The 20410-nt window shown below is 46.9% G+C and carries 23 protein-coding genes; 13 read left to right on the top strand and 10 right to left on the bottom strand.

The genetic code is table 11. From position 1 onward, the window contains the following. Positions 1 to 161: 161 nt before the first annotated feature. Positions 162 to 710: a gamma carbonic anhydrase family protein gene (locus tag R7Z50_RS21255; RefSeq protein ID WP_005379096.1), complete on the top strand. Its 549-nt coding sequence runs from the start codon at positions 162 to 164 to the stop codon at positions 708 to 710. Between the two features lie 7 nt (positions 711 to 717). Here the strand turns inward: R7Z50_RS21255 and R7Z50_RS21250 are convergent, their stop codons facing one another. The 4 genes from R7Z50_RS21250 to R7Z50_RS21235 form a co-directional block, all read right to left on the bottom strand. Then, positions 718 to 981, bottom strand: coding sequence for a DUF1488 domain-containing protein (locus R7Z50_RS21250; protein WP_005379090.1), 264 nt, complete (start codon positions 979 to 981; stop codon positions 718 to 720). 3 nt (positions 982 to 984) lie between these two features. Next, positions 985 to 1818 (bottom strand): shikimate dehydrogenase, encoded by an 834-nt coding sequence (aroE, locus tag R7Z50_RS21245; RefSeq protein ID WP_065274968.1) that lies wholly within the window; start codon positions 1816 to 1818, stop codon positions 985 to 987. 101 nt (positions 1819 to 1919) lie between these two features. Then, a complete protein-coding gene (hemF, locus tag R7Z50_RS21240; RefSeq protein WP_065274969.1) occupies positions 1920 to 2837 on the bottom strand; it encodes an oxygen-dependent coproporphyrinogen oxidase in 918 nt (305 codons plus the stop codon). A gap of 47 nt (positions 2838 to 2884) precedes the next feature. Next, positions 2885 to 3442, bottom strand: coding sequence for an L-threonylcarbamoyladenylate synthase (locus R7Z50_RS21235; protein WP_065274970.1), 558 nt, complete (start codon positions 3440 to 3442; stop codon positions 2885 to 2887). A gap of 199 nt (positions 3443 to 3641) precedes the next feature. Between R7Z50_RS21235 and purE the strand changes: the two genes are divergently transcribed. Beyond that, on the top strand, positions 3642 to 4127 hold the full coding sequence (gene purE, locus R7Z50_RS21230; protein WP_005379082.1) for a 5-(carboxyamino)imidazole ribonucleotide mutase: 486 nt from the start codon (positions 3642 to 3644) through the stop codon (positions 4125 to 4127). Positions 4128 to 4131: 4 nt separating this feature from the next. Then, the gene (locus R7Z50_RS21225; protein ID WP_193837684.1) at positions 4132 to 5265 is read left to right on the top strand and encodes a 5-(carboxyamino)imidazole ribonucleotide synthase; all 1134 of its coding nucleotides are present in this window, start codon (positions 4132 to 4134) and stop codon (positions 5263 to 5265) included. Positions 5266 to 5330: 65 nt separating this feature from the next. Here R7Z50_RS21225 and R7Z50_RS21220 read toward each other — a convergent pair whose 3' ends face one another. The 4 genes from R7Z50_RS21220 to R7Z50_RS21205 all read right to left on the bottom strand — a co-directional run bounded on the left by R7Z50_RS21220 (position 5331) and on the right by R7Z50_RS21205 (position 8648). Continuing rightward, on the bottom strand, positions 5331 to 5900 hold the full coding sequence (locus R7Z50_RS21220) for a type I DNA topoisomerase (RefSeq protein WP_318149249.1): 570 nt from the start codon (positions 5898 to 5900) through the stop codon (positions 5331 to 5333). A gap of 78 nt (positions 5901 to 5978) precedes the next feature. Further along, on the bottom strand, positions 5979 to 6458 hold the full coding sequence (locus R7Z50_RS21215; protein WP_318149248.1) for a DUF494 family protein: 480 nt from the start codon (positions 6456 to 6458) through the stop codon (positions 5979 to 5981). Positions 6459 to 6460: 2 nt separating this feature from the next. Further along, the gene (gene dprA / locus R7Z50_RS21210; RefSeq protein WP_054579448.1) at positions 6461 to 7570 is read right to left on the bottom strand and encodes a DNA-processing protein DprA; all 1110 of its coding nucleotides are present in this window, start codon (positions 7568 to 7570) and stop codon (positions 6461 to 6463) included. Further along, positions 7554 to 8648: a LysM peptidoglycan-binding domain-containing protein gene (locus tag R7Z50_RS21205; RefSeq protein WP_017821578.1), complete on the bottom strand. Its 1095-nt coding sequence runs from the start codon at positions 8646 to 8648 to the stop codon at positions 7554 to 7556. The genes dprA and R7Z50_RS21205 overlap by 17 nt, the downstream gene beginning before the upstream one ends. A gap of 138 nt (positions 8649 to 8786) precedes the next feature. On the opposite strand from R7Z50_RS21205, the gene def reads away from it, so the two are divergent. From def to R7Z50_RS21175, 6 genes are all read left to right on the top strand, one after another. Beyond that, a complete protein-coding gene (gene def, locus R7Z50_RS21200; RefSeq protein WP_064368875.1) occupies positions 8787 to 9305 on the top strand; it encodes a peptide deformylase in 519 nt (172 codons plus the stop codon). Positions 9306 to 9338: 33 nt separating this feature from the next. Further along, positions 9339 to 10286 (top strand): methionyl-tRNA formyltransferase, encoded by a 948-nt coding sequence (gene fmt / locus R7Z50_RS21195; protein ID WP_005461453.1) that lies wholly within the window; start codon positions 9339 to 9341, stop codon positions 10284 to 10286. Between the two features lie 80 nt (positions 10287 to 10366). Then, positions 10367 to 11650, top strand: coding sequence for a 16S rRNA (cytosine(967)-C(5))-methyltransferase RsmB (gene rsmB, locus R7Z50_RS21190; RefSeq protein ID WP_206949716.1), 1284 nt, complete (start codon positions 10367 to 10369; stop codon positions 11648 to 11650). 63 nt (positions 11651 to 11713) lie between these two features. Beyond that, the gene (gene trkA, locus R7Z50_RS21185) at positions 11714 to 13090 is read left to right on the top strand and encodes a Trk system potassium transporter TrkA (protein WP_005379062.1); all 1377 of its coding nucleotides are present in this window, start codon (positions 11714 to 11716) and stop codon (positions 13088 to 13090) included. A 9-nt stretch (positions 13091 to 13099) separates the two neighbouring features. Continuing rightward, positions 13100 to 14545 (top strand): TrkH family potassium uptake protein, encoded by a 1446-nt coding sequence (locus R7Z50_RS21180; RefSeq protein WP_213987832.1) that lies wholly within the window; start codon positions 13100 to 13102, stop codon positions 14543 to 14545. Between the two features lie 26 nt (positions 14546 to 14571). Further along, the gene (locus R7Z50_RS21175; protein WP_054575337.1) at positions 14572 to 15156 is read left to right on the top strand and encodes a DUF3157 family protein; all 585 of its coding nucleotides are present in this window, start codon (positions 14572 to 14574) and stop codon (positions 15154 to 15156) included. Positions 15157 to 15189: 33 nt separating this feature from the next. Here R7Z50_RS21175 and trhA read toward each other — a convergent pair whose 3' ends face one another. Beyond that, positions 15190 to 15843, bottom strand: a complete 654-nt coding sequence (gene trhA / locus R7Z50_RS21170) for a PAQR family membrane homeostasis protein TrhA (protein WP_195723066.1) — start codon at positions 15841 to 15843, stop codon at positions 15190 to 15192. A gap of 70 nt (positions 15844 to 15913) precedes the next feature. After that, positions 15914 to 16720 (bottom strand): sporulation protein, encoded by an 807-nt coding sequence (locus tag R7Z50_RS21165; protein ID WP_005379045.1) that lies wholly within the window; start codon positions 16718 to 16720, stop codon positions 15914 to 15916. Between the two features lie 296 nt (positions 16721 to 17016). On the opposite strand from R7Z50_RS21165, the gene R7Z50_RS21160 reads away from it, so the two are divergent. The 4 genes from R7Z50_RS21160 to R7Z50_RS21145 all read left to right on the top strand — a co-directional run bounded on the left by R7Z50_RS21160 (position 17017) and on the right by R7Z50_RS21145 (position 20387). Next, positions 17017 to 17184 carry a hypothetical protein gene (locus R7Z50_RS21160; protein WP_005379043.1) on the top strand — a complete coding sequence of 56 codons (168 nt, stop codon included), beginning with the start codon at positions 17017 to 17019 and terminating at the stop codon, positions 17182 to 17184. 166 nt (positions 17185 to 17350) lie between these two features. Next, positions 17351 to 17617, top strand: coding sequence for a YihD family protein (locus R7Z50_RS21155; protein WP_033906580.1), 267 nt, complete (start codon positions 17351 to 17353; stop codon positions 17615 to 17617). A gap of 308 nt (positions 17618 to 17925) precedes the next feature. Beyond that, positions 17926 to 19347: a cytochrome c oxidase accessory protein CcoG gene (gene ccoG, locus R7Z50_RS21150; protein ID WP_318149247.1), complete on the top strand. Its 1422-nt coding sequence runs from the start codon at positions 17926 to 17928 to the stop codon at positions 19345 to 19347. Positions 19348 to 19400: 53 nt separating this feature from the next. After that, on the top strand, positions 19401 to 20387 hold the full coding sequence (locus R7Z50_RS21145; protein ID WP_065275093.1) for a serine/threonine protein kinase: 987 nt from the start codon (positions 19401 to 19403) through the stop codon (positions 20385 to 20387). Positions 20388 to 20410 lie beyond the last annotated feature (23 nt).

The following is a 20410-nucleotide window of genomic DNA, read 5'->3' as shown; positions in this document are numbered from 1 at the left end:
TCAGCGAGGTGGCATTATAGAGATTGCGATCACATTGGCAAGCCCTTTTTCTCGTTTTTTTTGATTTTTTTATCGTTTGGGTGTTTTTTATTCTAAAAGGCGAGTTTTCACTACTATTCTACCTCCATACACCCTGTAATCGCCCTGAATAAGGAAAAAAGATGAGCTCAATGAGAAGCTACAAAGGTATAAAGCCTGAACTTGGTGAGCGTGTTTACGTTGACCCAACCTCTGTTTTAGTCGGTGATATCCGAATTGGCGATGATTCTAGCATTTGGCCATTGGTAGCAGCGCGAGGCGATGTAAACCACATTCACATTGGTGATCGAACGAATATTCAAGATGGCAGTGTTTTGCATGTCACCCATAAGAACGCCGAAAACCCAAACGGCTACCCATTGATTATTGGTAATGACGTTACGATTGGCCACAAAGTGATGCTGCACGGTTGTGAGATCCACGATCGTGTTTTGGTTGGTATGGGAGCTATTGTTTTAGATGCTGTTGTAATTGAGTCAGAGGTGATGATCGGAGCAGGCAGTTTAGTGCCACCTGGGAAAGTATTAGAAAGTGGCTACTTATATGTTGGAAGCCCAGTAAAACAAGCTCGCCCTCTATCAGAAAAAGAACGAGCTTTCTTGCAAAAGTCTGCCAACAACTATGTGCAGAACAAAAACGACTACTTAAATGAAGTAAAAGACTTGAACTAAAACCCTGTTAACCGATGATGATATGGCCTTCTTCGTTGAAGGCTTCATCTTCTATTAGCTCTTCAGCCATTTCTTCTAGGTCGAATCGGTAATCAGTAAACACTTTAATTGCCGCTTGCTCAGTTTCAATCAGTGAACCACTGAGCTTTTCTAACTTTTGTTTCGTCACAAAGCACTCTATTAGCGCGCCTGATTGTTGCGCCGAAAAGTTTACCGATTGTGATACTTCATCCCATGATTGAATATCTGGGAATAAGATGGATTGATTCATCGCTTATTGACCTTCAAGGTTCTTTCTTAGTTCTCTGAGAACTTGTTTAGCACCAGGACGTAAGCCACGCCAAAGCATAAAGCTTTCCGCAGCCTGCCCAACTAACATTCCAAGACCGTCATACGCATGAGCGGCACCATTCTCTTTTGCCCATAAGTTAAAGCTCGTCACCCCTTTGCCATAAATCATGTCATAGCTTGTACTGTTAGCGGCAAAGATGGAGGATGAAATAGTCGGCAGTTCACCACTTAGAGAAGCGGATGTGGAGTTAATGATGACATCATACTCTTCATCAATACTTGCCATCTCTTTGGCGCGGATAGGACCGTGAGAGACAAACAGCTCTGCAAGCTCCTGTGCTTTACTAAAGGTACGGTTGGTAATGGTTAAAGAGGTCGGCTTTTGATCGAGTAGTGGCTTAATAACACCACGAGCTGCACCACCAGCGCCAATAATTAGGATTCGCGCGCCTTCCAATACAACCTGATGCTGAAGCAGATCTTGCACTAAACCTGCACCATCAGTGTTGTCACCGATGATTTCACCATCGTCTAACTTCTTGAGGGTATTTACCGCGCCTGCTAACTGAGCCCGTTCTGTCAATCGACTAGCAAATTGATAAGCATCTTCTTTAAATGGCATAGTGATGTTGCACCCCTTGCCACCTTCAGCAAAAAACACCTTCGCCGCGTCAATAAAACCATCAACAGGTGCACTTTCTGCGGTATACACCAAAGATTGATTAGTTTGACGAGCAAACAAGGTGTGAATGAATGGCGACTTACTGTGTCCGATAGGATTACCAAACACGGCATAGCGATCGATTTGCTGGGTCATTTCCTTACCTTTGTTCCTTACTTAGATATAGAGAAAACAGGGCCACCTGATTACAGATGACCCTATCACTATCTATCTATATAGAAAAGGAGATTCCGTGCTTACCACTCTCGTGGCGTTAGGTATCGCTCGTAAAGTTCAGCTTCTGGCGATCCCGCTTCTGGCTCGTAGCAGTACTCCCAGCGAGCGAGCGGCGGCATTGACATCAGAATCGACTCAGTACGCCCACCGCTTTGTAAACCAAATAAGGTACCACGGTCATACACTAAGTTGAACTCTACGTAACGGCCACGACGATATAGTTGGAATTCACGCTCACGCTCACCATACTCGATCTCTTTACGACGAGAAACGATCGGCAAGTAAGCTTGGCAATAGCCTTCACCGACTGCTTTGATGTAAGCAAAACACTTATCAAATTCCCACTGGTTTAGATCATCAAAGAACAAACCGCCAACACCGCGAGTTTCATTACGATGTGGTAGAAAGAAATATTTGTCACACCATGCTTTATGCTCTTGGTAAACATCGTCACCAAATGGCGCACAAAGCAGTTTTGCAGTGTCGTGCCATGATTGGCAATCTTCTTCAAATGGATAGAACGGCGTTAGGTCAAAACCACCACCAAACCACCAAATTGGGTCTTCGCCATCTTTTTCTGCAATAAAGAAGCGGACATTGGCGTGTGAAGTCGGTACATAAGGGTTTTTAGGGTGAATAACCAAAGAAACACCCATCGCTTCAAAACGACGACCCGCTAGCTCTGGACGATGCGCTGTCGCAGATGCTGGCATTTCTTTCCCTTCCACATGCGAGAAGTTCACGCCTCCCTGCTCGAAAACAAGGCCATCACGCAAAACACGTGAGCGACCACCGCCACCCAGACGCTCTCCTTTTTCACGTTGCCATGCATCTTCGACAAAGACGGCCTTTCCATCTTCTTGTTCTAACTGCTGACAAATGGAGTCCTGAAGTGACATCAAGAACTGCTTTACGGCGTGCTTATCGATCGCTGACATACGTTATTACCTATTACGTGAAACCTAATGATGGCTGGCTAGCAGGGTTAACCCTGTCTTAATATTTGTGAAGTTTTGGCGTCACGAATCTCGCTGGGTTTATCACGACCGCTGGTCTCGCCACGAAGAATGGCGACCAGCTTATCCCCCAACTGCTCTTCGACTTCTTCCGTGGTCATACACGGTGGTAAGCCGGAAAGATTCGCGCTGGTAGAGGTTAACGGCTTTCCGAATGCATTACACATTTTTTGCACCAAAGGATGATCAGTCACACGAACCGCAATTGAATCAAACTGCCCTGAAACCCAGTTGGATACTTTATCGCTCGCTGGCATGATCCAAGTGTATGGGCCTGGCCAAGTGGCATGAACAGTCTGTAATTGTTCTCCAGTCAACTGAGATTCATCAATATAAGGCAAGAGCTGATCATAACTTGCCGCGATGAGAATCAGCCCTTTTTCTACCGGACGCTGCTTGAGCTCTAATAGCTTTTGAATTGCTTCTGGGTTATCTGGATCACATCCGACACCAAAAACCCCTTCTGTTGGATAGGCAATCACTTCGCCTTGCTTGAGTGCGTTGAGCACTTGTTCAAAGTTATCCACCGATTACTTCCTATTTGTTTGACTGTGTTGTTTTCACTAAGTGTACAAATATTCATTCTCAGACACTAAAGCAATTTTTTTATAAAATGTATCAATAGCGCCAACAACAAGGCGCAAACGTTTGCTTGAGATAAAAATCCCCGTATAATGCGCACAAATTTATAGCTCACCTAATTTTTGCAGCTTAAAGGAGTTTGAGATGAAAGTCGGTATCATCATGGGTTCTAAATCCGATTGGCCAACCATGAAACTAGCAGCGGACATGCTAGACCAATTTGGCGTGCCTTACGAAACAAAAGTCGTGTCAGCACACCGAACTCCTCAATTACTGGCTGACTACGCTAGTGGCGCAAAAGAACGCGGCATCAAAGTTATCATCGCAGGCGCAGGTGGTGCAGCCCACCTACCAGGTATGGCGGCGGCGTTTACTAGTTTGCCAGTGCTTGGGGTTCCCGTTCAGTCTCGTGCACTGAAAGGTATGGATTCACTGCTTTCTATTGTACAGATGCCAAAGGGAATTGCGGTTGGTACATTGGCGATTGGCGAAGCGGGCGCAGCAAACGCCGGTATCCTAGCAGCGCAAATCCTAGGCACTCATGATGAAAACATCATGGCGAAGGTAGAAGCATTCCGTAATGAGCAAACGGAAACAGTTCTCGCAAATCCAAACCCTGCAGAGGATTAATCAGATGCATGTACTGGTTCTTGGTGCGGGTCAGTTGGCTCGTATGATGTCTCTGGCTGGTGCGCCACTGAATATTCAAATTTCAGCTTACGATGTCACCAACGGTGATGTCGTTCACCCTTTAACTCAACAGGTACTTGGCCATGGTTTGGAAAATGCGATTACGCAAGTTGATGTGATTACTGCCGAGTTCGAGCATATTCCACATGACGTGCTCAAAGTTTGCGAAGCGAGCGGCAAGTTCCTACCAAGTACGCAAGCCATCAAAGCAGGTGGTGATCGCCGTATTGAAAAGGCACTGCTTGATGATGCTGGCGTGCGCAACGCGAAATACTACGTCATTGAAACTCGTGAAGACTTTGACCGCGCAATTGAACACGTTGGTATGCCAATGGTTCTGAAAAGTGCATTGGGTGGTTACGATGGTAAAGGCCAGTGGCGCTTAAAAGAAACTTCTCAAGTCGAAGACATTTGGACTGAGATGGCAGAGTGCATCGCGGCAACACCAACTCAAGCGATTGTTGCTGAAGAGTTTGTTCCTTTTAACCGCGAAGTATCACTGGTTGGTGCTCGCGGTAAAGATGGGAGCGTTGAAGTGTACCCTCTCGCAGAGAACGTCCACACCAATGGTGTATTGAGCCTTTCTACTGCGATTGATGCACCAGAGTTGCAAGAGCAAGCAAAACAGATGTTCACGGCCGTTGCCAACAGCTTGAATTACGTTGGTGTGCTAGCGCTGGAGTTCTTCGATGTTGACGGTACTTTGCTAGTTAATGAAATCGCACCACGCGTACACAACTCTGGTCACTGGACTCAACAGGGTGCAGAAACCTGTCAGTTTGAGAACCACCTACGCGCCGTGTGTGGCATGCCTTTGGGTAGCACTAAGTTGGTTCGTGAAACCTCGATGATTAATATTCTTGGTGAAGATACACTACCAGAAGCATTGCTAGCGATGGATGGTTGCCACATTCATTGGTACGGCAAAGAAAAACGTGCGGGTCGCAAGATGGGCCACATCAACGTCTGTGGTGACTACACTGGCGAACTTAATCGCAAACTTTGTGCATTAGCAGATGTTTTGGATGAACAGACTTTCCCTGCTGTGCATGAATTTGCCAAGCAGTGGCAAGCCTAGAAAAGCAGCAGAATAAATAGCAAAAGGGTCGCACGATGCGACCCTTTTCAATTCCTTTAATTCATTTACCCTTGTTGGGTGTGCTGGCACTTACGGTTGGCACATTGCAATTTCACACCACTGGCAAGTTTCTTCTCCACCAACAGAGTAAAACCACACTCTTCGCATCGCCCCTTGACCGGAGCAAGGTTCACAGCAAATTTGCATTTAGGGTAGTTGTCACATGCGTAGAAGGTTTTACCAAAACGCGTCTTACGTTCAACTAAACGACCTTTACCGCATTCAGGACACGCTTGATGCTCTTGCGACTGTTTTTCTGGCTCTGGTTGATTAATCGACTCAATATGATGGCACGCCGGATAGTTACTGCAACCAACAAACATGCCGTAGCGCCCTTGGCGGAGTACCAACTCATTGCCACACTCAGGACAAGGCACACCCAACTCTTTCACGATGTGTCCATCATTGTTGTGCAGGGCTTTGATGTAATCACAGCTTGGGTAGTGGCTACAGCCAAGAAAGGGACCGTGTTTGCCATGTTTGAGGGTCAGCTCACCACCACATTTTGGACACGGCTCGTGTTCCAAAGCGTGTTCATGGGCAGAGAAAAGGGTGTTGTCGATTTTACTACTCATACTTACCGTTTCGTGAAAAACACACCAAAAGACAAGCTCGCGTTCTTGCTAGCTAAACTCGAACTTGCCTAGATTGGGTTAGTGAAGAATCCCTTGTTCTTTGGTGTACAACAGCTCTTCCATTAGCGTATAAGCGTTTTCATTACCAGGCACATTAAACAGCACCATCAAAATGATCCATTTGAGGTCTTCAAGCTCAAACTCGCTCGTTTCTAGCCCCATCACTCGGTCAATCACCATTTCACGAGTTTCTGTCGTCAATACATTGATTTGCTCAAGGAACAATAAAAAACCTCGGCACTCCAAATCCAAACGCGGTATCTCTTTCGCAGTGTAGATACGAGTCGATGATGACGCGATACAAGCCGAAATCGCAGAAGATGTATCACTTTGCTGCAGCGCTGCGAGCTCTTCTAACCAGACAAGGGCTTTATAGATATCTTTTTGTTGGAAGCCAGCGCGAAGCAATTCTTCTTCCAACTCGTCTTGTTCGACCTGTAACTCTGCATCGCTATGGATGTAGGTTTCGAATAGATACATCAGTATATCCATCATCATAGCTAGCCCCTCCCCTTTCGAATATAGCCACCTGAAACCGCAACGACATGCCCAGAGAGTTCTAACTCTAAGAGCTGCATCATGACTTCTTGGACAGGTATATTGGTCCTGTTTGCAAGAATATCAACCGGTGTAGCTTCACTTCCTACGTTAGCTAACAGCTGAGGAAATGGCAATTCTTCTTCATCATTTAACGTAGAAAATAAATCGGTACTCTGATTAATAGACCAATCAAGCAAGGACTGTATTTCATCTAAGACATCTTTCGTCTTTTCTACGAGGCAAGCGCCATGACGTATCAACTGGTTTCCACCGCAGGCATTGGGGGCATTGATTGACGCTGGCAGCGCAAATACTTCTCGACCTTGCTCAAGCGCGTAACGAGCTGTAATTAACGAGCCGCTCTTTTTCGCCGCCTCGACGACCAGCACACCAAGCGATAATCCACTAATAATACGATTACGACGCGGGAAGTTTTCTGGGCGCGGCTTGGCATTAGGCCGAAACTCAGACACCAAAGCCCCATGTTCAATAACACGTTGCGCTAAACCACGATGACGTGCCGGATAAATATTTTCTAAGCCAGATCCTAGCACCGCAATCGTCTTACCACCCGCTTGCAACGCACCATCATGCGCATGACCATCAATGCCTAAAGCGAGACCACTGGTGACAATAAAATCGTGCTGAACAAACTCTGCAGCAAACTGACGTGCATGCTGTAATCCATCAATACTCGCATTTCGACTTCCAACCATCGCGATTTGTGGCTGAGAAAGACAAGTAGGGTTTCCTTGAACAAAAAGTAGAGGTGGCGGTGCAACGATTTGTTTGAGTTGAGGTGGATAACGCGGGTCAGTCAGTGTCAGGATATGATGGTTTGTAGAAGCCTCAAGCCAGCTTAAACAAGCATCGACTTCTTTATCTGTTGAAGCCCAAGCTTGAATTTGCTTAGTTGTTAACCCAAGTTGTTGTAGCTGTTCAGGAGAGAAGTTTACGATGTTACATGGCGTGTCTCTTGCCAGTAGCTTATTCATTTTGACGCCGCCAATGCCTGGTAAACAACTCAGTTTTAACCAGGCAGCGAGATCATCGTTATTTCGTCGATTCATCGATGGTTAATTCGTCCGCCAACGGTGACACCACCGAAATATCTTGGTTAATGGGTTTCGTACTGTTAGTGATCAGTGCCAAGCTAAAGTACTCATAAGGACGAATGACCAGCAACTCACCAACTTTGCTTTGAGGCAAAGTGATTTTCTTATCAAGCACGCCAAACTCTTTCTTGAACTCATCGCCGTCTTTGTAAACTGGGTGCGCGTCTTCTTTTAAATCAAACACACTGCCTTGCTTGAGATTGTCTGACGTGCCTTTATCAATCACCACGACTTGGTTAGTTGAACTAAAGCGAATACCTTCGATATTACCTAGCAACTTTGCAGAACTGCCTTGTGGCGACGGCAGCGGATAGAACGTAGTCGTGAAGTCAGTATTCTCAACCGATTGATTTGGCAACGCGATATCGTTACGTAGGATTTCTTGCATTTGCGATGTAAGCTTCAAACCTGAATAATCACTCGAAGCTTCAACGAGCTCGCCTTTGGCAATCAAACGCAGCGCGGTAATCTCTTCGGACACATCGTCACGCGAAAAGGTAGCTACTGGTCGGTAAATAGCCCAACCTGTCGCGGTCTGATTGCCATTGATATACAGCACATCTTCTGCAGTCAGATACTTACTGCCTTTGCTGCTACCCATCACTTTTGCTGCTCTGTTCAACGAATCTTTATCTAGCAACCGATCCGATTTGAGGTAAGGCATCACCAAACCTTCCGCGACCGTTGGTACGGCTTTCTTTTCTGTGATGCGAGCTTTCGGGCTCAGCTTCTTAACCGGTTTTAGGCTCAACACGGGCTGACCGTTAATCCACACCAAAGACAGCTTGTCTCCAGGATAAATTAAATGAGGGTTGTCGATTTCCGGGTTTACTTGCCATAAACGAGGCCACAACCACGGGCTATCCAAGTACATGGCCGAAATATCCCATAGCGTATCGCCCTTCACGACTACATACGTTTGTGGCGCATCATCTTTAACTGTCAGTGGGTTCGCATCCACATTTGCTACAGCGTTGAAAGAGAAAAGTAACGGCAACGTAACACTGGCAACGTTGCGGAAAATTCGATTCATGACCCTCGTCCTTGGTCTATTAAGCAGGAACCAGAATGGAAATTGGTGCAAGGATGCTGTCATTTAGGCTATAAAATGTCTAGAATTGAGCCAACAAGGTTTGTGCTGTTTCGGCACAGTTCAATATTTCGAGTGAATATGTCTGTATTACAAGTATTAACATTCCCGGATGATCGCCTGCGCACAGTCGCAAAGCCTGTTGAAGCGGTGACACCTGAGATTCAAAAAATCGTCGATGACATGATTGAAACCATGTACGACGAAGAAGGTATTGGCCTTGCTGCAACGCAGGTTGATATCCACAAACGTATCGTAGTGATTGATATTTCAGAAACTCGCGATGAGCCGATGGTGCTAATCAACCCTGAGATTCTGGAAAAGCGTGGCGAAGATGGCATCGAAGAAGGCTGTCTGTCGGTACCAGGTGCACGCGCACTTGTGCCTCGCGCTGCAGAAGTTACCGTTAAAGCACTGGATCGTGATGGCAAAGAGTTCACCTTTGAAGCCGACGACCTGCTAGCGATTTGTATTCAACACGAGCTTGATCACCTACAAGGTAAGCTATTTGTGGATTACCTATCACCACTGAAACGCAAACGCATTCAGGACAAGCTAGCAAAAATCAAACGCTTTAACGAGAAGCAGCAAAACGCTTAATCTCGAACCATACCAATTAGAAGGAAGTCTACCTTGAGTCAGTCTTTACGTATTGTCTTTGCAGGTACTCCGGATTTCGCCGCCCGTCACTTGGCGGCGTTGTTGTCTTCGGAGCATGAAGTCATCGCGGTTTACACAAACCCAGATCGTCCAGCGGGTCGTGGCAAGAAATTGGCTGCGCCACCGGTAAAACAACTGGCGCTGGAACACAACATCCCGGTTTACCAACCTGAAAGCTTTAAGTCCGACGAAGCGAAACAAGAACTTGCCGATCTGAACGCCGACCTCATGGTTGTCGTGGCGTACGGTATGCTACTGCCACAAGCGGTTCTTGATACCCCTAAACTGGGTTGTATCAACGTACATGGTTCTATCCTACCTCGTTGGCGTGGTGCGGCTCCAATCCAACGCTCTATTTGGGCGGGCGATGCAGAAACTGGCGTGACCATCATGCAGATGGACATCGGTCTCGACACTGGTGATATGCTGAAGATTGCAACTCTGCCAATCGAAGCGACAGATACCAGCGCTTCAATGTACGAAAAATTGGCTGAGCTTGGTCCAGAAGCCCTGATTGACTGCCTAGCAGACATTGCTGCGGGTAAAGCAGTGCCAGTGAAGCAAGACGATGAGCTAGCGAACTATGCGAAAAAGCTCAGCAAAGAAGAAGCACGCATCAACTGGAACGACGATGCGGCGCACATTGAGCGCTGCGTTCGTGCATTTAACCCATGGCCAATGAGCCACTTTGAGGCGGCAGAAAACAGCATCAAAGTATGGCAAAGCCGTGTGGCAGAGCAAACCAGTGACAAGCCAGCCGGCACCATCGTACAAGCAGATAAAACCGGTATTTATGTTGCGACAGGCAACGGCGTACTGGTGCTAGAGCAACTGCAAGTTCCTGGCAAAAAAGCCATGTCAGTTCAGGATATTCTGAATTCGCGTGCGGCTTGGTTTGAAGTTGGCACTCTGCTGGTTTAAGCCATACTAGGGGTTATTATCCCCAATTATACGAACTTTTAGAGGGCAGAGATGCCCTCCTTTACTTTAAGGTACTCATCATGAATGTTCGCGCTGCGGCTGCTAACGTCCTGTATCTTGTCGTCGACAAGGGCCACTCACTTTCAAGCGCTCTTCCAGCGGCTCAACAAACGGTACGACCTCGTGACCACGCTCTGTTACAAGAGATCTGTTACGGTGCGCTACGTTACCTACCTCGCCTAGAAATGATCGCAAACCAATTGATGGATAAGCCGCTAAAAGGCAAACAACGTGTATTCCATCACCTAATTCTGGTTGGTATTTACCAACTGAGCTTCATGCGCATTCCTGCGCACGCAGCTGTCGGTGAAACGGTTGAAGGCACTAAAGAGCTGAAAGGTCCTCGTCTGCGTGGTTTGATTAACGCTGTATTGCGTAACTACCAGCGCAACCAAGAAGAACTCGACCAAATGGCCGTCAGCAACAACGCTGGCAAGTACGGTCACCCAAGCTGGTTACTAAAACTGCTGCAAGAGGCCTACCCACAGCAATGGGAAAGCATTGTTGAAGCAAACAACCAGAAAGCACCAATGTGGCTCCGTGTAAATCACCAACACCACACTCGAAATGAATACCTTGCGCTGCTCAAAAATGAAAACATTGATAGCACGCCACACACAGAAGCAATGGACGCCATAAAATTGGCCGCACCATGTGATGTGATGAAGCTGCCTGGTTTTGAGAAAGGTTGGGTTTCGGTACAAGATGCGGCGGCGCAGCTTTCGATCAACTACCTAAAACCACAAGACGGCGAACTGATTTTAGATTGCTGTGCTGCACCAGGTGGCAAGACGGCGCATATTCTAGAGCGCACGTCGGGCAGTGAAGTGGTCGCGATTGACTGCGACGACACACGCCTGAAACGTGTGCATGAAAACCTGAAGCGTCTCAACCTTCAGGCAAAAGTGGTTTGCGGTGATGCGCGTAATCCACAAGAATGGTGGCAAGGCGAGCAATTTGATCGCATTTTGCTGGATGCCCCATGTTCTGCGACTGGCGTGATTCGTCGTCACCCAGACATCAAATGGCTACGTCGTGCAGACGACATCGCCGCATTAGCAGAGCTACAGAGTGAAATTTTTGATGCCATGTGGACGCAACTGAAACCCGGCGGCACAATGGTTTACGCGACTTGTTCAATCACACCGCAAGAAAACGTGGAGCAAGTAAAAGCGTTTTTAGCACGTACCGCGGATGCGCAACTGCTGGATTCTGATCCCGACCAGCCTGGTCGTCAAATTCTACCAGGCGAAGAAGATATGGATGGTTTCTACTACGCAGTGCTAACTAAAACACACGCGTAACAGCATGCTAAATAGGGCGATTGGAGTGATTTCAATCGCCTTTTTCAGATACGAGAAAAGAGTATGAAGATCATTATTCTTGGTGCAGGTCAGGTTGGCGGCACACTGGCAGAAAACCTAGTGGGTGAAAACAACGACATCACCATCGTCGACAATAATGCCGACCGACTGCGTGAATTGCAGGACAAATACGACCTGCGTGTGGTCAATGGCCATGCGAGCCACCCAGACGTGCTGCATGAAGCTGGCGCGCAAGACGCCGATATGCTCGTCGCAGTAACCAACACTGATGAAACCAACATGGCTGCCTGTCAGGTCGCGTTCACTCTATTCAATACCCCAAACCGCGTTGCACGTATTCGCTCTCCAGAATACTTGGCAGAAAAAGAAGCCCTGTTTAAATCTGGCGCTATTCCTGTTGATCACCTTATCGCACCAGAAGAACTCGTCACGAGCTACATCGAACGTCTGATCCAATACCCAGGCGCGCTGCAAGTGGTGAGCTTTGCTGAACAGAAAGTCAGCCTAGTGGCGGTGAAAGCCTACTATGGTGGCCCGTTGGTGGGTAACGCGCTGTCTGCTTTGCGTGAGCACATGCCGCACATCGATACCCGTGTGGCGGCGATTTTCCGCCAGGGTCGCCCGATTCGCCCACAAGGCACCACGATTATTGAAGCCGACGATGAAGTGTTCTTCGTTGCAGCAAGTAATCATATTCGCTCAGTGATGAGTGAGCTTCAGCGCCTAGAAAAACCGTACCGCCGCATCATGATTGTTGGCGGGGGTAACATTGGCGCAAGCTTGGCAAAACGCCTAGAGCAAACTTACAGCGTGAAGCTGATTGAGCGTAACTACCAGCGTGCAGAAAAGCTCTCTGAGCAACTAGAAAACACCATCGTGTTCTGCGGTGATGCGGCAGACCAAGAGCTTCTCTCGGAAGAGAACATCGACCAAGTCGACGTCTTCATCGCGCTGACCAACGAAGATGAAACCAACATCATGTCTGCAATGTTGGCAAAACGCATGGGCGCTAAAAAAGTGATGGTGCTGATCCAACGTGGCGCTTATGTAGACCTGGTACAAGGCGGCGTAATTGATGTAGCAATCTCACCTCAGCAAGCCACTATTTCAGCCTTGCTAACGCACGTTCGTCGCGCTGATATCGTAAACGTATCCTCACTTCGCCGCGGCGCTGCGGAAGCGATTGAAGCCGTCGCTCACGGTGATGAAAGTACATCTAAAGTGGTTGGACGTGCGATTGGAGATATAAAGCTTCCACCTGGGACCACCATTGGTGCTATCGTTCGTGGCGAAGAAGTTCTTATTGCCCACGACCGTACGGTCATCGAGCAGGATGACCATGTGGTGATGTTCCTGGTCAACAAAAAATACGTATCAGACGTCGAAGCGCTATTCCAGCCGAGTCCATTCTTCCTCTAGGATTTTCCTATGGTCAACTTACGTCCCGTACTGTTTGTTATCGGGCTGGTTTTATCCAAACTGGCCCTGTTTATGTACGTGCCGACTTTGGTCGCTTTCTTTACCGGTACGGGGGGATTCCTCGATTTCGCCCAAGCCGTTGTGATCACGCACCTTGCCGCCTTCATCTGCCTAACGATAGGTCGAACCGCCAAGTTCAAACTCAGCGTACGCGATATGTTCCTCATCACCAGTTTGGTTTGGACCATCGCGAGTGCGTTTGCCGCCTTGCCATTTGTGTTTATCAACCACATCAGCTTCACCGACGCCTACTTCGAAACGATGTCGGGTATCACCACGACGGGCTCAACGGTGCTCAGTGGCCTAGACAACATGGCGCCGAGCATATTGTTGTGGCGCTCTATTTTACAGTGGCTTGGTGGCATTGGTTTTATCGTGATGGCGGTAGCAGTGCTACCTATGCTGAATGTCGGTGGTATGAAGCTATTCCAAACCGAATCATCAGATTGGTCGGATAAAAGTAGTCCAAGAGCGAAAACGGTCGCCAAAAACATCGTAGCGGTTTATTTGATGCTAACGGGCCTATGTATTTTGGGCTACTTGATCACCGGCATGAACCTGTTCGAAGCAATCAACCATGCCTTTACTACGCTATCGACGGGTGGATACTCTACATCTGATGGGTCAATGAACCACTTCTCTAATGGCGCACATTGGGTGGCCACTACATTTATGTTCTTAGGTGGTTTGCCGTTTTTGCTCTTTATCGCCGCATTACGTAAACGCCGTATTGATGCGTTGGTTAACGACGCTCAAGTTAGAGGATTTGCGTACCTGTTCGTATTCTCAAGCTTAGTGATTTCAGCTTGGCTAGTGATTCGAGATGGGTACACCATTTTGGATGCCCTGCGAGTGTCGATGTTTAATATTGTCTCTGTCGTCACCACAACTGGCTTTGGCTTAGAAGACTTCACCGCATGGGGCGCATTACCCACCACTCTTTTCGCATTCTTAATGATGGCGGGAGCATGCTCAGGATCAACGTCTGGCGGGATCAAAATCTTCCGCTTCCAAATTGCGATGACGCTGCTAAACAAACAAATGATGAAGTTGATTCACCCTTCAGGGGTGTTTGTACAGCGTTATAACCAGCGACCGGTGAATGATGATATTGTTCGCTCAGTGGTGGCATTTGGCTTGATGTTTTTTATCACCATTATCTTTATCGCGGGTTGTTTAAGTGCTCTTGGCCTCGACCCTGTGACCAGTATTTCTGGCTCAATCACCGCCGTTGCCAATGTTGGCCCTGGTATGGGCAGTGTGATTGGCCCGACAGGCAACTTCGCGCCTCTGCCCGATACTGCCAAATGGCTCTTAAGCTTTGGGATGTTAATGGGCCGCTTGGAAATTCTGACTATTCTTGTACTGTTCTTTCCTGCGTTTTGGCGCCGCTAAGCAGACTCTAATTAAAAGGTATAACAATGAAAACATGGATTACTCTGGCGACCCTACTTGCCGCCTCATCCACATACGCCGCCGAGGTCATCACTTTAGCCGATGGTCGAGAAGTGAAGTTGAACGATGACTTTACCTGGGAGTACGTCATGAAAAAACCGGCGCAGCAAGCGACGGAGACACAAACAACAGCAAGCGTAGTTGAAACAATCGCAGCTCCTGCGATTGCGACAATTCCAGTGGTAACGAAAACCGTTGGCACGACCGTGGTGGTAAACGCCAAAAAGCCAACCATGCAGCTATCAGATTCAGGTGTGGATGTATTGATTGGTTCAGCAAGCTATCAAAGCGGTGAGCTTGTTTTACCTACATCAATCACCAACCAAAGCTCTCAATCTGTCATTCAAGTGGAAGTTGAGGTGCAAGTGTTTGATATGTCTGGTCAGCAACTGGCAAAAGAAAACGTAACAGTTTGGCAATCCATCAAGCGCATGGCGGATACCTACCTGCGACCACAGCAAGCGGAACAAGGTAAGAGCATTAAATTGGCTGTACCGCAATCACAGCAATATCAGTTTTCTGCCAAAGTGCTAGAGGTAAAAACTCGCTAATACGTGTTTAATATTCTTTGTTGAGCCTATCGGTTAGATAGGCTCAACAAAGTAATAAATCGCAAAGAAATGGCACACGCAGCCAGCCAAAACAAAGCCGTGCCAAATCGCATGGTTAAAGGGAATGCGCTTCGCGACGTAGAAAATTACCCCTAGTGAATACACAATTCCACCAGCAGCAAGCAGTGTAAGTCCGCCGACATCCAAGTTAATAGCTAATTGATAAATCACAATCAACGATAACCATCCCATCACCAAATACGTCATCAAAGAAAGCTTTTTAAATCGATAGACGAACGCAACTTTCATGATGATGCCGATCAACGCAATGCTCCAAATAACGATCATCAACCCAAATGCTAGAGGTGTTCTTAAGCTGACTAACAAGAAAGGGGTATAGCTGCCTGCTATCAAAAGATAAATAGCACAATGGTCGAAGGTTTTTAGCCAACGTTTCGCTTTGGGATGAGGGATCGCATGATAGAGCGTCGAGGCCAAAAATAGCACGATAATACTCGCACCATAAATCGTCATACTGGTAAGCGTTAAAGTGTCAGCTTGATGGTCTATGGCTTTAACTAACAGCAGTATCAAGCCAACAATACCAAAAATCATCCCTATACCGTGGGTGATGGTATTGGCCAGTTCTTCACGTTGACTGTATTGAGGTTTCTGCAGCTCGGACATCAATGCGCCTATACTAGAGTTTGAAATTTGCTCTAGTATGGCACATTAGGCTTACACGTGTAAGCTTAAATTAAGACTCATGAACGGCAGTAGTTTGATCGAGATAATTGAGGACAAGTTCGCCAACTTGATCTGGCTTAGTCGTGGCAGGGATGGTCAGCTCTCGCTTGAGTTTGCCACTACCCAGTAAGCTCGCGAGCATGCCACCTTGCCCCTTGCGTGTGCGGTCAACTTCAAACCACAACTTGAGCTCTTGCTCACTTCGGTGGGCAACAAATTCTAATTCGCGCCACACGCCGTGGTAAGGTCCGTCGGTTGGCACCAGTTCAAACTCTTGCACAAATGGTAGATCGAATCCTTTCACTTCCTCGCATTCCACCTGGCGAATTCGTAAACCTTGCGCTTCAAATGCAGATAGTACCGCATCCATCAGTGGATCAGGTCGAACGGTGAGGATGTCTTTATCAGTCGGATCCAAAGCAGCAGCAACGTCTAAGCCGGTTTCTAACCATACTTTGGCATCACCAATGGTGACAGGCGTGTTCCAAGGCACATCGAGCTTAACATCGAAGGTACGCTCTTCGCCGGAATGGATGGTAAATGCGTAAGGGAGACTCCACTTAGCAAGCACATGAGTTTGAGGTACTCGGCGCATGCTGTGTCCTTCTCGCGCACCACGGTCATCAGGGGCTTCTGCGATGTAGCGGCAACAGAGTTTTAAATCAATGTTGTCGATCGCTTGTTCAGTCGCACCACCATATACATGGATCGACACATCCACACTTTGACCTGGGTATAGCACGTCTTGGTTTAAGATTGAGTCTACCTTCGCGCTCCCAATCCCAAAACTGGCAAGTGTCTTCTTCAAAAATGACATAGGCACCTCCTTCATCGAGATCTCATACTACTACTGCTGATCGTGGGATCAAACAAAAATTGCCTCGAACATCGCGACAAAATGACAAAATCTAAACAATTCAATTGCTCAACTATCGACCAATTATTACAAGGATGCTAATCTTACACTTGATATGCATGCATATCGGTATTCCTGACTCATTAACTGGATTGGCGAGAGCCAGAAGAGTGATTCTTCAATCTTGTTGGAGCCTAGCTCATAATGATTCAGGCCATTACATCGGCAATGGATATGCCTGACAGTTAGGTAAATTAATGCGCCCAACAACAGTCAGGTTCGCACACACTAATACTAGTGCAATGCGCCGCCGCAGTGGCTTTACTACTGCACCAAAGGCAAAGCAAGTTGCGCCAGCAATGACATTGGTTGAGAAGACAGCAATGATGTCGAGTGTTCCGGCCAAAGTTATCAAAGCAGCTTAATCAAAAGCGCGGCGCCAGCTGCGCTTTTTTCTTTGCACGCGACTCATAAAGCTTCAAAGACTTAGAACAAACTACAGTGAAAGAGATAGTTTTTCCTATTTGGTCTTCGCAAAGCAATTTGGTACCTTTACTGCTAATTACACCTATAAATTCTGTGGAGAAAGAAATGAAGTGTCATCGCATTGAAGAGCTGCTTGAGCTACTAGAGCCTGAATGGCATAAAGAGCAAGAGCTGAACCTATTACAGTTCATCGTTAAGCTGGCAAAAGAAGCAGGCTATGAAGGAAAGCTAGAAGATCTGACCGACGATGTACTGATCTACCACCTTAAAATGCGTAATAGCAGCAAAGATGAAATGATCCCTGGACTCAAAAAAGACCAAGAGGACGATTTTAAAACGGCGATCCTACGCGCTCGTGGCATCATCAAATAACCAGCTCAACAGCCAGTATTCTTTAAGCGACTCTCTCTGTGAGTCGCTTTTTTATAACCAAAGTTTTTAGTCCCACAATTGGTTATAACTGTTCAGCCAATTATCAGGTTAACTGTACTGATTTTTGTTGTTAAACATTGACTGCGTTAAAGAAACGGAATTGTTATTGATTGTATAATCGCCGTTCATCAGTATTTACTAAAATAATTATGTTCGGTCATCTTTATGACGGAACGAGCAGCAATGTCATCGAGCGACATCAATAGAAATGACGCCGTACATTATAAAAGCCTAAGAAGGATGAGTGCATGAGTCAGGACAAGATCGATATCAAAGATGTGACTCCTAAAACCTATAATCCCAAAACCCATAAAGGAAACGGGGATCGGTTCAACCCAAGTAATCGCATCTATGTACGCGAAAGCAAAGGGACTTACCAGAAACTGCGTCGTTACGGTGGTTGGTTCTTACTGCTTCTCTTCGCTTTGATACCGTGGATCCCTTACGGTGAACGTCAAGCGATCTTGCTTGATATTGGCAACCAGCAGTTCAACTTTTTCGGTACCACACTGTACCCACAAGATCTTACCCTACTCGCCTTGCTGTTTGTGATCGCGGCGTTTGGGTTGTTCTTTATTACCACCTTCTTAGGTCGAGTTTGGTGTGGCTATCTCTGCCCACAAACCGTCTGGACCTTCATGTATATCTGGTTTGAAGAGAAGCTCGAAGGTAGTGCCAATAAACGCCGTAAACAAGACTCCAATAAGCTGACGGCGAATTTAGCGATGCGTAAAACCGTCAAACATATAGCTTGGTTTGCCATTGCACTCGCCACTGGTTTTACTTTTGTTGGCTACTTCGTGCCAATGAAGCAATTGGTTATCGACTTTTTCACCTTTAACGCCAACTTCTGGCCCGTCTTTTGGGTAATGTTCTTTGCCATTTGTACCTATGGTAATGCTGGTTGGATGCGTTCCATCATGTGTATTCACATGTGTCCTTACGCGCGCTTCCAGTCTGCCATGTTTGATAAAGACACCTTCATCGTTGGCTACGATGTAAAACGTGGGGAAAAACGTGGCCCACGTCCGCGTAAAGCCGATCCAAAGCAACTTGGTTTGGGTGATTGTATTGATTGTGATTTGTGTGTGCAGGTGTGCCCAACAGGTATCGATATTCGTGACGGCTTGCAGTATGAATGTATCAACTGTGGCGCCTGTATTGATGCGTGTGATAACACCATGGATCGCATGGGCTACGAGAAAGGCTTAATTAGTTACACCACCGAGCATCGCTTATCGGGTAAGAGTACCAAAGTCATGCGTCCGAAGCTGTTAGGCTATGGTGCCGTACTACTCGTCATGGTCGGTCTTTTCTTTGCCCAAATTGCAGCGGTAGACCCAGCCGGCATGAGTGTTATTCGCGACCGTAACCAACTGTTCCGCGTTAATGGCTCGGGAGAAGTAGAAAACACCTACACCCTCAAGGTGATCAACAAAACTCAGCAAGTGCAAGAGTACTCGTTGGATGTTGAAGGGCTATCCGATGTAAGCTGGTATGGTAAGCAGACAATTCAGGTCCAGCCAGGTGAGGTATTGAACCTGCCAATGAGTCTTGGTGCCGATCCTGACAAGCTAAACTCTGCGATTACGACAATTCAGTTTATACTCACCGATAAGAGCAACGAATTCACTATTGAAGTAGAAAGCCGTTTTATTAAAAAACTATAGCGCTACTTCAGTGACTAACGGAAAAAGGCTCAGTAATGAGCCTTTTTGTTTATATGTCCCAAAGTATGTTTAACTTTGACGCCCTTACCCCAGACTTTATGTGGTACGCGTTAGAAAGCATCGGCGTTCGCGCAGAATCAGGCTTTCTTCCCCTCAATAGCTACGAAAACCGTGTTTATCAATTTACTGACGAAGAGCGTCGTCGTTATGTCGTCAAGTTTTACCGTCCTGAACGTTGGAGCAATGAACAGATCCAAGAGGAGCACGACTTTACTTTAGAGCTGATTGGCAATGAGATCCCCATCGCACCACCTGTGCGCATCAACGGTGAAACCCTGCATCACTATCAAGGCTATGCTTTTGCGCTGTTTGATAGCGTGGGTGGTCGCCAATACGAGGTTGACAATTTAGATCAGCTCGAAGGTGTAGGGCGTTTCCTTGGCCGCATCCATAAAGTTGGCAACCGCCAAGCCTTCCAACATCGCCCTACGATCGGCTTACAAGAATACCTGTATCAACCAAGAGAGATTCTGCAAAACGCCAATATGATTCCAATGCACTTGGAGAACAGCTTCTTCAATGACTTGGATATGCTGATCAAATCAATTGAAAGCCACTGGCAAGAAGGCTTCAATATGATTCGTTTGCATGGCGATTGCCACCCAGGCAATATTTTGTGGCGAGATGGCCCTATGTTTGTTGATTTGGATGACGCTCGTAACGGCCCTGCAGTACAAGACTTATGGATGCTACTGAACGGTGAACGCCAAGACAAACTGATGCAGTTGGATATTGTTTTAGAGGCTTACCAAGAGTTTTGCGACTTTAATCCTGCAGAATTGAAACTAATCGAGCCACTTCGCGGTCTACGAATGGTGCACTATATGGCATGGCTAGCAAAACGTTGGCATGACCCTGCATTTCCTCTCGCTTTTCCATGGTTTAATGAGCCAAAATACTGGGAAGGTCAGGTCCTTGCATTTAAAGAGCAGATCGCCGCTTTAGAAGAAGCACCGCTGTCTTTAATGCCTCAATGGTAAGTCAGGCCAAAAATTCAAAAATG

The sequence above is a fragment of the Vibrio sp. 1249-1 genome (assembly GCF_033340495.1).
The sequence above is the reverse complement of the archived record's forward strand: the minus strand, read 5'-3'. Positions and strand labels throughout refer to the sequence as shown.